The following is a 15,878-nucleotide window of genomic DNA, read 5'->3' as shown; positions in this document are numbered from 1 at the left end:
TCCTCTTCCGGTCATGAAATCCTAGCAAAGGGAGGATGTTGAAATGACCAAAGCTGCGCACCGAATAGCTGTGTCGACATGGTCGCTCCATCGGTTGTTGGGCACCACCTATCCCCATGATCTCGATAGCAATGAGGTCACGGCGATGGCCGAAACTTATGGTGCTGGCACCGAAACATTGCTCGGTCTGCCATCGGTACTTGCCAATCATGGTTATAACCGGCTGGAGATTGTTTCTTTTCACTTGCGCAGCCGAGACCCGATCTACTTGGCCGAACTGCGTGACCAGCTGGACATCGCCAAGGTCACGCTGCAAACCCTGCTCATTGATGCGGGCGACATGACCGACCCAATCCATCATCAGCGCGACACCAATTGGATTGCCGGTTGGGTGGAAGTGGCCAATGCTCTGGGCGCGCATAATGCCCGCGTGATTGCAGGTAAGCAAAAGCCTCGCCCGGAAACATTGGCGGCCTCATTGGCAGGCTTTAAAAATCTTCTCAAAGCCAACAGCGGCGAGACGCGCATCGTCACAGAGAACTGGTACGATCTGCTTTCGACGGCAGAGAGCGTTCATACGCTTCTCGATCGGCTTGATGGCCGAGTTGGCCTCTTGGCAGACTTCGGCAATTTTACCGGCCCCAACAAATACGCCGAGCTCAAATCCATCTTCCCACGGGCAGAGCTGTGTCATGCCAAGGCCGATTTTATCGATGGCGTGCTCAATCAAGATGACTATGGTCAGTGCATCTCAATTGCTGAGGACGCGCGATATCAGGGGCCCTATACACTCATCTTCGATGCGCGTGAGCCTTCGGAATGGCACGGCCTTGCTAAAGAGCGCGATTTCATCCTTTCCAGGTTGGAATGAGCGACAGTCATGGTACCGCCACATAGGGTTTTACCTGCCGCAGCCCAGAACCAGTGGATGGATGGGTCTCTGAAGGACGCAGTGCGTATCTTTGATCACCAGCCCTTCGGGATGATGCTGATCGAGGCAAGCGGTGCCATCGTGCATGCCAATCCCGCCTGTGCCGGCCTCCTGGGCCGTCAGTCATCAGATATGGAGGGTCGGAACCTGTCCGATCTCGTCCATCCCAGTGACGATACCGCGCTAGGCCTACAGTTCGAGAGCTTGGTGCGCGGGGAAATATCGTCCCTGCATGGAGAACATCGCCTCAGCCACGCCGACGCCAACCCGATATGGGTTCTGGTCGCCGCACAGCGCTTTGAGGCGACATCTAAGGTGGCGTTGTTCATCCTGCAGCTCGCCAGTATCGACGTACAGAAAAAGGCCGAAGAAGCCCTCATTTATACCGAAAAGCGTTGGCGCTTTGCCCTTCAGAGCGCCCGCCAGGGCGTCTGGGACTATGACTACCGTACTGACAGCATTTTCTATTCCGCCGCTTGGCGTCTGATGCGCGGCCTTGGTCCGGACGAATGGGTCGACGGCGCCACGGCAGCTTGGCATTCCCGCATTCACCCGGACGATCTGCCCGCGGTAGAAGCCAATATTGACCGTCAGGCCCAGAGCGATGAAACTTTCCAGGGTCTCGAATATCGTGAGCGCCGAAAGGATGGCTCCTATGTCTGGATTCTCAGCCGCGGTCGGGCGGTCGAATGGGATGAGGCAGGCGAGCCGCTGCGCACCATCGGTACCGATACCGACATTACCCATATCAAGATGGTCGAGCAGGAACTGGCCGAGGAAAAGGAACGCCTGCGCATCATATTGGCCTCGGTGGCCGATGGCATGATCTCGGCCGATGCCGAAGGGCGGGTGGACTTCATGAACGCCGCCGCAGAGCATCTCACCGGTATTAGCGCTGCCGAAGCGCGCGGGCTGCCCGTAGGCGACGTGCTCAACCTCCAGGATCACGCCAGTGGTATGAAGATGGAATGCCCGGTGCAGGCCTGCCTTAAAGCAGGCGCGGCCATCCAGGTGGAAGACGATGCTGAGCTCATCGGAACTGACGGCACGCCCCGCGAAATCCGCTGCACCGCCGCCCCCGTCATCGGTAGTGCCGATCAAGTCATTGGTGCCGTGCTGATTTTCCAGGATGTAACGCATAGTCGCACGCTGCAGCGCCAGCTGGCCCATACTGCCAGCCACGACCCACTGACCGATCTCACCAATCGCGCCGCCTTCGAGAAGGCGCTGGCCCGGTCGATTATTGCAGCGCGTGAGACCGAAAAACCGTCCTGCCTGATCTTCATTGACCTCGACCATTTCAAGCCGGTCAATGACACGGCCGGACACGCCGCCGGTGATGCGCTGCTGAAGATGGTCGCCAAGACCATTCGCGATTGCTGTCGGACCCATGACACCGTGGCACGCATTGGCGGCGACGAATTCGCCATCATCCTCAATGGCTGCACAAGGGAAAACGGCCTGCGGGTCGGCGAGAAGATCATCCGCGCCATCACAGCGCTTGCCTTTGAATGGTCAGGGCAGGTCCATCGTGTTTCAGCCAGCGCCGGGCTGACACTCATCACTTCGGGTCCCGCATCGGTGCTTGGCTTCATGGGCGAAGCCGATGCCGCCTGCTACGCGGCGAAGGCCGAGGGACGGGGCCGTATCGTCTGCTATGAGGACGGTTTGCCCGCTCAGCCGTAATAGACCGAGATCAACTGCCCGCCAATTTCGTGCACATTGATATCCATTTCATAAATGGGGTTGAGCACTTCCGGCTTGATGATCTCTTTGACCGTCCCCTGAGCGGCGACCTTGCCCAGCTTCATGGCGACGATATGGTCTGAGTACCAAGAGGCGAAGTTGATGTCGTGCAACACCAAAACTACTGTTTTGCCAAGGTCATCAGCGGCCTGACGCATTAGCTTCATCATGCCCATGGCATGCTTCATATCGAGATTATTCAGCGGTTCGTCGAGCAGCACATAGTCCGTGTCCTGCGCCAAAACCATCGCCACAAAAGCACGCTGCCGTTGGCCACCAGAAAGTTCATCAAGGAAACGCCCTGAGAGTGCCTCTAGGTCCAAGTACTTGATTGCGCGGTCAATATGCTCTTTGTCCTGCACATTAAGCCGCCCCTTGGAGTGCGGATAACGTCCGAATGACACGAGGTCATGAACGGTCAGGCGCGCCGTCATGTGGTTGTCTTGGCGGAGGATCGAGAGCCGCTTTGCCAGCTCATCGCTCTTGGCCGTGGTCACATCCAATCCGCCGATCGTCACGCTGCCTTTGTCCATCGCCATCAGGCGCGAAACCATGGACAGAAGTGTCGACTTACCCGCCCCATTGGGGCCGATGATGGAGGTCACGCCACCCTGTGGCAGCTCCAGTGTAACGCCGTCGACGACGCAGCTAGAGCCGTAATTCTTGGTGACTTCCGACGTAATAATCATCGGGCAGATCTCCTCAGCACGAGGGCAATAAAGACAACACCACCAAGGAATTCGATGATGATCGAAAGTGCAGTGTCAAATGCGAATACGCGTTCGAGCAGGGTCTGCCCGCCCACCAGAGCAATTATCCCAAGCAGCACCGAAGCGGGAAGCACAAAGCGGTGAAGTGAATTGCCAATGAGCGAGTGCGCTAGCGTCACAACCAGCAGCCCGAAAAAGGTGACGGGGCCGACAAGTGCGGTCGAAACTGAGACGAGGATCGACACCAACACGAGGATGATGGCGATGGTGCGCTTATAGTCCACGCCCAGATTGATAGCGTGCGCGCGGCCCAGATTGAGCACGTCATAGACATGCATCATGCGGAAGCCGACCACACTGACGACGCCGACGATGACGCAGGAAATGCCCAGAAGCGCAGGATCAGTCGTCGAGAAGCTGGCGAACAGCGTGTCCTGCAAGACGTTGAATGCGCCCGGATCCATCATGCGCTGCATGAGATTGGCAAAGGATCTGAACAGCGTACCGAAAATAATCCCAACCAGAACCAAGAGGTGCAGGCTTCTCTCTTCGCCGAGGAACAACCAACGGAAGAGCAGGCCGGAGAAAGTGACCATTGCGACGAGCGAGAAGATGAACTGCCACTCGCTTGAGATCGATGTCAGAGCGCCGACGCCGAGGAAGAAGACAATCGAGGTTTTGATCAGCACATAAAGCGCGTCAAAGCCCATGATTGAGGGAGTCAAAATTCGGTTATTGGTCACTGTCTGGAACAGCACGGTCGAGACGGCAACCGCATAGGCAACCAACACGAGACCGAGCAGTTTCTTACCGCGGAACGGCAAGATGAAGCTCCAGCTTCCCTTAGCCCCAAGGGTCATGAACAGCACAACGGACGCAACGGCAAGAACCGAAAGAATAATGAGGACCCAGGCAGGCCGCGAGAGCCGCGCTAGGGGATTGGTCGACATGGCCGCGGTGCTCATTTTGCACCTCGCGGCGTCCGGAGCAGCAGGTAGAGGAACAACACTGCGCCAACCACGCCCATGACCACTGAGATTGGGATTTCGTAGGGATAGCGGATGATGCGCCCGACGATATCGCAGGCCAGCACCATGCCCGCACCGCCAATAGCGACCCACGGCACCGTGCGGCGCATGTTATCGCCGATCAGCATGCTCACAAGGTTCGGAACAATCAGCCCAAGGAAGGGAATTGACCCGACCGAGACGAGGACCACGGCGCTCACCACCGAAACAATCAGCAGGCCGAGGAACATCACATGCCTATAGTTGAGCCCAAGATTGGTGGTAAAATCCTTGCCCATGCCTGCTACGGTGAACCGATCTGCGGCGATGTAAGCGAGAACGCATCCGGCAAGCCCGAACCACAACAGTTCATAGCGGCCACGGATCACGCCGGAGAAGTCGCCCATGTTCCATGCCAGCAGCGAGCCCATGAGATTGGCGCGATAGGCGATAAAGGCACCAAGCGCGCCAATAATGCCACCGAGCATTATGCCCACCAGCGGCACCAGCAACACATCGCGCAGTGGTATGGCGCGCAAAACACGCAAGAAGAGAGCCGTGCCGCCCAGTGCAAACAGCGCTGCGACGGCCATTTTGGCCATCAGCGGCCAACCGGGCGCTAAGAGGGTAACGGTGAGGAAGCCGAGCGTTGCGCTCTCGCTCGTCCCCGTCGTGCCGGGTTCGACAAAGCGATTGCGCACGATCATCTGCATCACAAGGCCCGAGATCGCCATAGAGGCGCCTGCAAGGACCAAAGCAATGGTTCGCGGAATACGGCTGATCAGCAGCACTTCGCCCGGACGACCGTTCATCCCACCAGACAACAATGACGTCAGTGACACATCACTGACGCCCACAAATAAACTGACGATCGCCAAGGCGATCGTGACAAAAAAGGCGGCGATAAGAGCGGGCAATCGGCTTTCCGTTCTTCCGTCTACTAGAAATAGAAAAGGGCCCGACCGGTCTAACCAGTCGGACCCCTGAATGCAAAGCTTAACCGTTGAGGCCAGCCAAAACCTGATCCAGCAGCAGCATTACTGCCGAATAGCCATTCATGGTGATGTAAGCGGCCTGTGGGTCAACGTAAACGATGTTGCCTTCCTTGGCAGCAGTGGTCTGGTTGAACAGTTCGTTGTCCAGCAGAGCCTTCGCGCCACCTTCGTTACCAACACCGGCGTCGCGGTCGACAACGAAGACCCAATCAGGATTGGTTTCGAGCAGGAATTCAAAGGTTACAGCGTCGCCACCGTGGTCGCCGTCATTGACCGCAGCGAGAGCAGATGGCATGCCGACTTCATTGTAGAGCCAGGAAACGCGGCTGTCTGGGCCATATACGCCGAGCTTGCCAGCATTGGTGACGACAACCAGAGCAGTGCCCTTGCCTTCAGCAGCGGCCTTCACTTCAGCGACCTTAGCGTCGACGTTGGCGATCAGTTCAGCTGCCTTGTCCTGCTTGCCGAAGATGTCGCCAAGCTTGGTCAAATTGGTCTTGAGGCCATCGATGATCGCGCCATTGTCGACCGACAAGTCAACGGTTGGAGCGATTTCCTTGGCTGTTTCGTAAGCGTTACGCGAACGAGCGCCAACGATGTAGAGGTCGGCTTCGAGAGCTGCGATGCCTTCAAAGTCTGGCTCCTGCAGCGAGCCAATTTTGGCCGCGTCAGCAGGAATGCTCGGAGCAAGGTAACCAGGAGCGTTCGAGCCCGGAATGCCAGCAACGGTAACGCCGAGAGCCGAAAGATTGTCAAACGCGGCCCAGTCCTGAACCAGTACCTTTTCCGGAACGCCCGAAATAGTGGTTTCACCCTGTGCGTGGGCGATAACCTTATCCTGAGCGATAGCCGAGGTGGCCATCGAAAGAGCGCCAGCAAACAGCGCTGCAGCTACGGCAGTGGAACGGAACAATGTGCTCACGAGATCGATCCAATCGAGGTTGAGTGAACTGAACACCCTTTGTTGAGAGTGCTTGTCCGGTTTCCTAGACTCGCTTTTTCGGCGAGTCAAAGGAAAATATGAGATCGATGTTCGTATTTATGTGTTGGGAAGGTAAGTCTCTCCAGCCAATGCAATAAAGCTTTTCATGGCTGCAGAAAGTGGGGAGGATTTGCGTCGCGCGACCAAAAGTTGCCGCATTGCCCAAGGCTCAGCCAAAGGTGCACAGACCAGATCTGTGCCAGCCAATAAATGCAGGCTCGTTGAGCGCAGGAAACCGATTCCGAAGCCAGCTTCAACCATGCGCACGAGCGCTGGGAAGCTTTCAACCCGCAGGGCCTCGTTGAGGGTCTTTCCCTGTTCTTCTGCCGCTTCACTCAACAGACGATCGAGCGAGCCGGTCCGGTGGATGCCGACGATTGGATAGGGAAGAGCGTGCTCAAATGCGAGGGCCTTGCGCGGCTCGATCTTTTCCGCCAGCGGATGTTCTGGTGGTGCCAATACCCAGACGCGCTCGTCTTCAAAAGGCCGAATATCAAAACGCGTAAAGTCGTAGTTGTCCGAGACAATAGCGACGTCCGCCTGGCCTTCGTCGAGCGCCATCAGTGCCTTGGCCGCACCCATCTCTCGAATGGCAATTTCAATGCCCGGATACTTGCCGGCGAACTTGGCCAGCAACTCAGGCAACCGCCCGGTTAGCGCCGAGCCAGTACAGGCCAGCCGCAGGCTACCACGCGACCCCGAGCTGAAATCGGCCATGATAGCGTCGAGATCCGCGATGGAGCGCAACACCGTTCGGCACCCATCGGCATAGGCCTCGCCTGCTTTTGTCAGCTTCACGCCATGAGCGGAGCGATCAAAAAGCACAACGCCAAGGCGCGCCTCAAGGTCCGAAACTCGGCGGCTAACCGCTGAAGATGCAATACCTTCTCGCTCTGCAGCGCGGCCGATAGAGCCGGTCTCTGCCAAGAGCAAAATCAGTCGTGCGGTTACGCTGTCGAATGGTGCCATGGTGTCTCCCTAAGCCACCATAATCCAATGCCATCAAATGTGTGAACCGCTTTTAGCAATATCCTGTAATCCCACAGGAAATCAGACCCCGCCAACCATCATCAGGCCGCGCACCAAATAATAGAGGCCAATGGCGGTAACGATGAGCCGTGTCCACTTGCGGAATCCCGCGTCCGTTATGCGCTGCAAAATGTAATAGCCCAGACTTGTGCCCGCAATTGCGAAGGGCGCAGCGATCAGCACAATGAGCCAGTCGCCCATGCCCATGGCCGCAGCGAGACCCGAGTAGAACACCACTTTGGCCGCGTGGGAGATCACCTGCGACGCGGCTTTGGTCGCAATAATCCGTCGGCGGTCCATCTGCGTGCGAATAAAGAAAATGTCGATGGTCGGCCCGGCAACACCAACTGTGAGGTTAAGCCCGCCACCAAGGAAACCAGCGAGAAAGGCGTGAAACGGTTTGCTGGCGTCAAGCTGCAGCCATTGATTGGGGATCCAGACCAAGATGGGTAGGAGACCAATGACGATATAAACCGTTGCCAGATCGGGCATGTAGCGAATGGTGAAGAGGATGACGCCAACGCAAAATAGACCCGCGCAGATGATTGAGAGGATGCGCCAGTCGATATGTTCGCGCGATAGCCATGCCCGCGAGCCATTCGCTAGAATTTGGATTGCGCCTTGAACAGCAATTGCTGTCGCTACGGGCAGCAGCGTGAGCAAAAGGGCTAGTAGGATCAGGCCTCCCGCCATGCCGAACACGCCCGAAATGGTAGATGTCGTCAAAACAGCGACGGCAATCAGGGCGATAGTGGCAAACGCGGGCATTGAAGTTCTCCTCACGCCAAGCCATGGCGCAGCGCGATCTTTCTGGCCATCGCTGCTTAAGCATGGGGCCATGCGTGACCAATATGCCGTTATTCTCCAACAATGCGGAAAAACAGTCATACTTTTGCGCTAAATGCATCTTGAATGGTAAGTCTATTCGGCCTCTTATAGGGACGCGAGTTGATTTGCCCGATCGTTGGTCGACGGTTTCCGCCTCCCCTTCGGGCCCCACACTATTTCTGGATTAGTCCCTTGATTACCCTCAAGGCTGGCCGCGAACGTTCACGCGGTGATGCACGAACTCATGTCGCTGCGGCCCATAGTGGCAAGGGGCAAAGTCCCCTGTTGCGTATCGCGATCTATTCTCTCCGTCACTATTGGCAGGCCAGTTTTGCGATCGGCGCGACGTTGATCGCCGCCACCCTGCAATTGCTGATCCCTCGGCTTTTGGGGCAGGCCATAGATCAGGCGCAAAATGTGCTGACCGTGGCGGGCGAGGGGGCGCAGGAAGCGCTGCTTTGGACAGCGGTAACTTTGTTCGTTGTCTCTGTGCTGCGCGGCCTGTTCACGCTGGTTCAGAACTATTACGCCGAAAGCGTCACCCACTATGTCGGCTATGAGCTGCGCTTGGCCTTTTACGAAAAGGTCCAGCGGCTTTCCTATTCTTATCACGACCGGGTCCACTCCGGCGACTTGATCACCATCGGCCTGCTCGATCTTGAAGGCATCCGCGTCTTTTTCTCGACCGGTATTATCCGCGTCTTTCTGTTCTGCGTGCTGCTCGGGATTGGCGCCTACATGCTGTTCTCGACAGATCCTCTGTTGGCGGTATTGGCCCTGAGCTTCGTCCCGTTCGTCGCCTGGAACTCCTCCATCGCACAGCTCACCTTGCGCTCCACCTGGCTGGTTCTGCAAAAAAAGCTCGCGGTGATGACCCGCGTCATGGAAGAAAACCTCGGCGGTATCCGCGTCGTCCGCGCCTTCTCCGGCCAAAAATACGAAATGGATAAATTCGACACGGCCTCAGCCGAAGCGCTGGCCTTGGCGCATGACCGCGTGAAAATCCGCGTCAAATCCACCTCGGCGATGAATCTGTCCTTCTTTATCTCCATGGCGCTTGTGCTGTGGTTTGGCGGCAATAAAGTCATCGCAGGCGAGATCAGCATTGGCACGCTGGCCAGTTTCCTGACCTTCATGACCATTTTGCAAATGCCGGTGCGCCAGCTCGGGATGATGGTCAATTCCTTCGCCCGCGCCTCCACATGCGGCGAGCGCTTCTTCGGATTTTTGGACGAAGATAATGAGATCGTGGATGCTTCAGACGCGACCCCGCTCAAGGTGTCCAAGGGCACGCTGCGCTTTGAAGATGTGCATTTCACCTATCCGGGCATGACCGTCCCAACCCTCAACGGTGTTTCCTTTGAAGCGCATGCTGGGCAAACCGTCGGTATCGTGGGAGCGCCGGGTTCAGGCAAATCCACGCTCGCCCATCTTATTCCGCGCTTTTACGATGTCACCTCTGGCCGCGTCACCATTGATGGGCAGGACGTGCGCAAGGTGACCCTCGAAAGTCTGCGGCGTTCGGTGGCCGTCGTTCAGCAGGATAGCTTCCTCTTCACGACCACGATTGAAAACAACATCGCCTATGGCGACCCGTGGGCCAAGGAGCGCAAGATCGAACGCGCTGCTGAGAGCGCTCAATTGCACAATTATATCGCGGGCCTGCCTGCCGATTACGACACAGTCGTCGGCGAGCGTGGCGTGTCCTTGTCTGGCGGCCAGCGCCAGCGCCTCTCCATCGCCCGCGCCCTCGTATTGAAACCGGCGGTTATGGTGTTCGACGATTCAACCGCCGCTATTGATGCGGGAACCGAACACCGTATTCGCAGCGCTATCCGCCGCTACGCTTCCGATCGTGTCACCATGATAATCGCTCATCGCCTTTCCTCGCTCATGCATGCCAACCTCATCCTCTTCCTTGAAGATGGCCGGATCGTTGAACGGGGCACACATGATCAGCTGCTGGCGCTCAACGGGCGCTATGCCGCCCTTTACGATCTGCAGACCCGCCCCACCGAAGAGTTGGAAGGGGCCGCAGAATGAGCGTCATTGAGACCGACGACGAGCGCGATACCGCCACTTTCCCCGGACAGCGCCCCCCTCGCGCTTCGGTTGGCAGCCATCGCGTCGAAGAAGAGGTGTTTGGTAAAGCCTATGATCCGCAAACCGTGCGGCGCATCTGGGCCTATGTCCGTCCCTACCGGAAGAAGATCTATATATCGGTGGCCTCTGTGCTGGTGTTCACCGGCTCCCAGCTCGCCATCCCACTGATCATCGGCAATGCCATCGACAGCGGCATGAGCGCAGGTGGCAATACCAACAACCTCATCTCCGCCTTAGTGGCTTTCTCCATTGCCATTTTGGTGAACTATGTCGCCTCCTATACGCAAGAAAAGCAGGTCGGTGACGTAGCCGAGAATGTTCTTTTCGACATGCGCCGCGCCATGATGGCCCAGCTACAGCGCGTCTCGCTGAGCTATATGGATAAGACCGAGGTCGGTCGTCTCATGTCGCGCCTACAGGGCGATGTGAACTCGATGCAGGAGTTTCTGGAAACCTCCATCATTTCCGTCGGGGACATTGTTCTGCTCTTCGGCATTGTCATCGTGCTGCTGACGCTTGATCCATGGCTGGGGCTTCTGACGCTTGTCACTATGCCGATCCTGTTTGTCGTCCGCCTCTTCTGGTTGCCGCCGGCCAAACGCGCTTTCTGGGCCGCACATGAGACTAATTCGACCACAGCAGGCGCTATGGCCGAAGGCATCAATGGCGTTCGCACAGTGCAGAACCTTGATCGTCAGCGGGTCAATTTCGACCTCTACGACGATAAGGCCTATGCCAATTTGCGCACTCAGCTGACCGGCTCAAAATATGCTCAGGTCATGGTGCCGATCGTTGATAGTCTGACCGGCATTTCCATGGCGACTGTTATCGTAGTCGGCGGCGCCATGGTCCTCAATGGCAATTTGCAGGTCGGCGTCATTGTCGCTTTCCTGTTCTATATTCAGCGCTTTTTTGATCCGATCCGGTCGCTGACCATGCAATATTCCATCATGCAGCGCGCCATGACGTCGGGGCGTCGCATTATGGAAGTCATCGACTTGCCAGTGGTCATCGACGACAAGCCAGATGCCGAAACCCTCGGCGCTGACATGGATGGCTCAGTCGAATTCCGCAACGTCGTTTTCGGCTATGATCCAAAGCGCCCGGTGTTGAAGAACGTGTCGTTCAAGGTCAACCCAGGCGAAACCGTCGCCTTGGTCGGCCCAACAGGTTCTGGCAAAACCTCGGCCATGTCGCTCGTTCATCGCTTTTACGAAGTGCAGGACGGGGCGGTGATGGTCGGTGGTCACGACGTACGCGACGTGACGCAAGAGAGTCTTGGGGCGCAGGTGGCCATGGTGTTGCAGGAGCCCTTCCTTTTCACCGGCACCATTTTCGAAAACATTCGCTACAACAAGTTGACGGCTACCCGTGACGACGTCATTGCCGCTGCCAAAGCCGTCGGCGCGCATGATTTTATCGCTCGTCTTCCTGAAGCCTATGACACCCAGTTGGAACAGCGAGGCTCAAACTTTTCACTCGGCCAACGCCAATTGCTCAGCTTTGCCCGCGCGCTAGTGGCCGATGCGAAAATTCTCGTCCTCGACGAGGCGACCGCCAATATCGACAGCTACACCGAACGCCAAATCCAAAAGGCGCTCGAAATCTTGCTCAAGGGTCGCACAGGCATGGTTATCGCCCATCGCCTTGCCACCATTCGTGGCGCTGACCGCATCATCGTGTTGCAAAACGGCGAAAAGATCGAAGAGGGTAATCACAACCAGCTCATGGAGTTGGGTGGGCTGTACTCAAAGCTCTACAATATGAACTACGCCAGCTTCGACGACATTCCCGACGAACTGGTCGCTTCCGCCAATGCCAAAGCGGCAAGCACTTAGCCGCCGCGAACGTCCCGTACCGCACCCTCAACCCCGTCTTCACCCGACTGGATCTGGCAATGACGGGGTTAAGGTTTAGTCGGTCAGGGGCCGGCTGAGGGGGCTGAAACGCCGCCCACAAAAGAACCTCACAATTCGGGTAGCGTTCCTTCCAACTCCGGATAGATCAGCACCGAGCACTGGCGATTGTTTGCATCGAGCTTGGCTTGCTGCTCGTCATTGAAAACGCCGGAGTAAATCGGGTCCCAAAGCTGGTCGCGCTCGATACCTGCGAGCCCACATTGGCAGTAGATGGCGCATTGTTCAGCCGTCGTGCCGTTGGTTTCGCAGGTGGTCTGACAGGCCGACAAAAACTCAATCTCCCGGGCCGCCTCCTGTGTCCCTAATGCCCCAGCGAGAGGCGTCAGCACACCCAGTAAAATAGGTTGATGCAGCAGATAGATAAGAAGGCTCCAGCGGCCCAAGAAGGCCAGTCCACGCGCCAAAGCGGTGGTTGAGTTGAGTTGCGCCAAGCGGGCGTCCCATTCGTTGGCGCGGATAAACCGCATCGCCGCCACGCCGAGCAGCGCCACGCCGAGCCATGGAAACAGGGGGACGAGATCATTCGCCGGAGGCGGTACTACAGAAAAGCCGATCCAACTGGTGATCTTCGGATCAAAGAAGGGGTTGGAGAAAACGAAGGGCAGGACTGCGATGATGAGCCCTGCCAGCCCAGTCAGCCAGAGTGGGGTGAACAGGAACGGCAGCGCCAAAACACTGACGGCAGCTATAGCGTGGAGAACGCCGAAATAGACGAAGGTGTCGGGGAAAGTGAAGTAGGTGGAAACGGTTATGATGGCCGCGCCTGCGGCCACAAAGGCCCAGCGCTTCCAAAATGAACGCCAACGCACACCCGTTCCATGGCCCAAGACCAGCCCTACGCCGACCAGAAACATGAACGTAAACAGTATGGACCGCGCGAAAAACACCCACGCCGGGTCATAGCCTACGTCAACTGGGAAGATGCGAAAGTAAGAGAGGTCCCAGAAGAGGTGGTAGACGACCATAGCGATGATCGCTACGCCGCGCGCGACGTCCACGATCTGGAGCCGACTACCCTTGCCGCTCTTGCCCAATTCCATAGAACACCTTCTCGAATTGCGCCGAGACGCTTTGGATTTGCGAACTGGCCGTGGTTTTAAATGTTAGCGCGAACGACCGCCAAAAAGTCTTCGCCATACCGATCAAGCTTGCCTTGGCCAACGCCGGGAAGGTTTAGCATATCATGAGGGTGTGTAGGCCGTGCGAGAGCCATGGCGCGAAGCGTCGCGTCATGGAAAATCACATATGGTGGAACGCCTTGCAGCTTGGCGAGGCGCAGGCGCTCTTCGCGCAGCGCGTCAAATAGGGGCTGGCATTCGGCTGGTAGCTCAACCGCCTTTTGCAGCGAACGGCGAACCTCAAGGGCCTTCTTCGGGCGGTCCTTACGCAGGATCACCGTGCGTTCGCGTTTAAATACCAGCCCTGCATTTTCGGAGAGTGTCAGCGCCCCATGGTTGGCGTGGTCGACGATGATCAGACCTTGCGCTGTCAACTGACGGATGACGGACTGCCAGCTTTTGGCGTCGAGCTCTTTACCTTGACCAAAAACCTTCTGGTGCTGATGGCCAAAGCGTTGGATTTTCTCGGTTTCTTTGCCCGTCAGCACATCGATCACATGGGCCGCGCCGAACCGCATTCCGGTCCGATAGATCGCGGCCAAAGCCTTGATCGCGGCCTCGGTGCCGTCCCAACTTTCGACCGGTGAGCGGCAGGTGTCGCAATTACCGCATTTTCCCGGATGAGCTTCGCCAAAGTGGTTGAGAATGGCTTGTCGACGGCAGCCTGCGGTTTCACAAACACCGAGCAAGGCATTGAGTTTGCTATGCTCTAGGCGCTTGATCTCGTCGGGCGCATTGCCTTCGTCGATCATCCGTCGACGTTGCACCACATCGGCCATGCCATAGCTCATCCAGGCGTCGGCGGGCTGGCCATCGCGTCCGCCGCGGCCGGTTTCCTGGTAGTAAGCCTCGATAGATGAAGGCAAATCCATATGCGCCACATAGCGCACGTCGGGCTTATCGATGCCCATACCAAAGGCCACGGTCGCCACAAGACAAAGGCCTTCTTCCTTGAGGAAGGCGTCCTGATGGGCGCTGCGGCGGTCGGAACTCATCCCCGCATGATAGGGTAAAGCCTTGATCCCCTTACGCTCTAGCCAATCGGCAAGGTCTTCAACCTTGGCGCGGCTGAGGCAATAAACGATGCCACTTTCGCCGCGATGGCTGGAGAGGAAATCATAAAGCTGCTCGCGCGCCTTATCGCGCTCGACAATGGAGTAGGAGATATTGGGGCGGTCAAAGCTGGTGGTGAAGACCTCGGCCTGCTCAAGCCCCAAGCGTTCGATAATGTCTTCGCGGGTCGACGGGTCGGCTGTCGCGGTCAGCGCGATGCGCGGTACGCCCGGGAAAAGCTCAACCAAATGAATGAGTTCGCGATATTCAGGGCGGAAGTCATGGCCCCATTGGCTCACGCAGTGGGCTTCGTCGATGGCAAATAGGCTGATTTCACAATCACCCAGCATCTGCGCAAAGCCCGGCGTGGCCACGCGTTCGGGCGCCACATAGAGCAGGTCCAATTCGCCGCGTCGCAGTTTTCTGCGCACTTCAGCGGATTCTTCAGCCGTGAGGGATGAGTTTAGGGCAGCGGCAGCGACACCGGCTTGTTTGAGCGCTTCCACTTGATCGCGCATCAGGGCGATGAGGGGCGAAACGACGATGCCAACCCCGGGGCGGCAGATGGCTGGGATCTGGTAACACATTGATTTACCAGCGCCAGTTGGGAAGAGTACGACGGCATCGCCCCCGCCAACGACGTGTTCGATCACATCGCCTTGCTGGCCCCGGAAGTTCTTGTGCCCGAATATATCGCGCAGAACGGCGAGCGGCGTCGGGCGCTGCTGGCGTTGGGGCGAGAACAGATCATGAGACTCAATGGCTTCCACGTCACCCTTGAATCACGGGTGAGTCTGGGTGGCAACACTTGCAGCGGCCTTGTGATGGATCATGCCCAGATTGCAGCCCGAAGCGAGGCATTACGTTTTCGGGAACGGGCGGCTCAAGAAGGGTGAGTCCATGAGCCCAAAACGCCATGGCACCTCAATGGCCTTTGATAGGCCAATTCTAGGCCCAGTGCTGGCACTTATGGGCTCGTCGGTGGGCACCAAATGGGCATTTGGGGCACAAAGCGGCGCGCCATCGAGAGCTTTGGTCACCCCCAAGGCTTGCGCCAGCTTTCCCGGGCCCGAGCACAACTGCTTGGTGACAATGGTGCCGCGCCTTTCGGCCATTATCTCAATCCCGGTGGTGGGTTGAAGAGCGCGGATAAGGACGGCGTGGCCGCTGTCGCAGACAAAGTTGAGGCACCAATGCATGCCGTAGATGCGGTAGACATAGGCGTGCCCCGGTGGGCCGAACATGGCTTGGTTGCGCGGTGTGGGACCACGAAAACTGTGCGACGCGGGATCGTCGGGTGCGTAGGCCTCAGTCTCGACAATAATTCCGCCAACACCGTTGATGAGCAGGGTGACGCCAAGCAGGGCAGGCGCAACGACCACAGCAGGGCGCATGAAAAAGCTTGGCCCAAGTGTCGGCACTGGTTCTGGTCCTACTTCTGTCGCTTTTGTCATTCG

13 protein-coding genes are annotated in these 15,878 nt (G+C 57.4%); 4 read left to right on the top strand and 9 right to left on the bottom strand.

The genetic code is table 11. The annotated features are described in order from the left end of the window. Nucleotides 1–43: 43 nt before the first annotated feature. Entirely contained in the window at nucleotides 44–871 is an 828-nt protein-coding gene (locus JHL21_RS15860; RefSeq protein WP_200214569.1) for a sugar phosphate isomerase/epimerase, read from the top strand. Between the two features lie 81 nt (nucleotides 872–952). Next, nucleotides 953–2,617 carry a diguanylate cyclase gene (locus tag JHL21_RS15855; RefSeq protein WP_210338932.1) on the top strand — a complete coding sequence of 555 codons (1,665 nt, stop codon included), beginning with the start codon at nucleotides 953–955 and terminating at the stop codon, nucleotides 2,615–2,617. Here JHL21_RS15855 and JHL21_RS15850 read toward each other — a convergent pair. The 6 genes from JHL21_RS15850 to JHL21_RS15825 all read right to left on the bottom strand — a co-directional run bounded on the left by JHL21_RS15850 (nucleotide 2,608) and on the right by JHL21_RS15825 (nucleotide 8,168). Then, entirely contained in the window at nucleotides 2,608–3,366 is a 759-nt protein-coding gene (locus JHL21_RS15850; RefSeq protein WP_200214559.1) for an ABC transporter ATP-binding protein, read from the bottom strand. The genes JHL21_RS15855 and JHL21_RS15850 overlap by 10 nt on opposite strands. Then, nucleotides 3,363–4,352, bottom strand: coding sequence for an iron chelate uptake ABC transporter family permease subunit (locus JHL21_RS15845; protein WP_254082092.1), 990 nt, complete (start codon nucleotides 4,350–4,352; stop codon nucleotides 3,363–3,365). The genes JHL21_RS15850 and JHL21_RS15845 overlap by 4 nt, the downstream gene beginning before the upstream one ends. After that, nucleotides 4,349–5,311, bottom strand: a complete 963-nt coding sequence (locus JHL21_RS15840; RefSeq protein ID WP_200214557.1) for an ABC transporter permease — start codon at nucleotides 5,309–5,311, stop codon at nucleotides 4,349–4,351. Before JHL21_RS15840 ends, JHL21_RS15845 begins: the two co-directional genes overlap by 4 nt. A 79-nt stretch (nucleotides 5,312–5,390) precedes the next feature. Next, a complete protein-coding gene (locus tag JHL21_RS15835; protein WP_367948214.1) occupies nucleotides 5,391–6,311 on the bottom strand; it encodes a siderophore ABC transporter substrate-binding protein in 921 nt (306 codons plus the stop codon). Between the two features lie 117 nt (nucleotides 6,312–6,428). Continuing rightward, entirely contained in the window at nucleotides 6,429–7,340 is a 912-nt protein-coding gene (locus tag JHL21_RS15830; RefSeq protein ID WP_169196201.1) for a LysR family transcriptional regulator, read from the bottom strand. An 81-nt stretch (nucleotides 7,341–7,421) separates the two neighbouring features. After that, nucleotides 7,422–8,168: a sulfite exporter TauE/SafE family protein gene (locus JHL21_RS15825; protein WP_200214556.1), complete on the bottom strand. Its 747-nt coding sequence runs from the start codon at nucleotides 8,166–8,168 to the stop codon at nucleotides 7,422–7,424. A gap of 252 nt (nucleotides 8,169–8,420) precedes the next feature. Between JHL21_RS15825 and JHL21_RS15820 the strand changes: the two genes are divergently transcribed. Both JHL21_RS15820 and JHL21_RS15815 read left to right on the top strand, forming a co-directional pair. Further along, nucleotides 8,421–10,271 (top strand): ABC transporter ATP-binding protein, encoded by a 1,851-nt coding sequence (locus tag JHL21_RS15820; RefSeq protein WP_200214554.1) that lies wholly within the window; start codon nucleotides 8,421–8,423, stop codon nucleotides 10,269–10,271. Continuing rightward, the gene (locus JHL21_RS15815; RefSeq protein WP_200214553.1) at nucleotides 10,268–12,169 is read left to right on the top strand and encodes an ABC transporter ATP-binding protein; all 1,902 of its coding nucleotides are present in this window, start codon (nucleotides 10,268–10,270) and stop codon (nucleotides 12,167–12,169) included. The genes JHL21_RS15820 and JHL21_RS15815 overlap by 4 nt, the downstream gene beginning before the upstream one ends. A 128-nt stretch (nucleotides 12,170–12,297) precedes the next feature. On the opposite strand, the gene JHL21_RS15810 is transcribed toward JHL21_RS15815, so the two are convergent. From JHL21_RS15810 to JHL21_RS15800, 3 genes are all read right to left on the bottom strand, one after another. Next, complete coding sequence (locus JHL21_RS15810; protein WP_200214551.1) at nucleotides 12,298–13,290, bottom strand: DUF1624 domain-containing protein; 993 nt, start codon at nucleotides 13,288–13,290, stop codon at nucleotides 12,298–12,300. Nucleotides 13,291–13,346: 56 nt separating this feature from the next. After that, the gene (recQ, locus tag JHL21_RS15805; RefSeq protein WP_169196196.1) at nucleotides 13,347–15,191 is read right to left on the bottom strand and encodes a DNA helicase RecQ; all 1,845 of its coding nucleotides are present in this window, start codon (nucleotides 15,189–15,191) and stop codon (nucleotides 13,347–13,349) included. A gap of 90 nt (nucleotides 15,192–15,281) precedes the next feature. Beyond that, the gene (locus JHL21_RS15800) at nucleotides 15,282–15,875 is read right to left on the bottom strand and encodes a DNA-3-methyladenine glycosylase (RefSeq protein WP_200214549.1); all 594 of its coding nucleotides are present in this window, start codon (nucleotides 15,873–15,875) and stop codon (nucleotides 15,282–15,284) included. Nucleotides 15,876–15,878 lie beyond the last annotated feature (3 nt).

This window comes from Devosia sp. WQ 349K1 (assembly GCF_016595685.1).
Taxonomy (GTDB): Bacteria; Pseudomonadota; Alphaproteobacteria; order Rhizobiales; family Devosiaceae; genus Devosia.
This window is presented reverse-complemented; position numbering and strand designations above follow the sequence as displayed.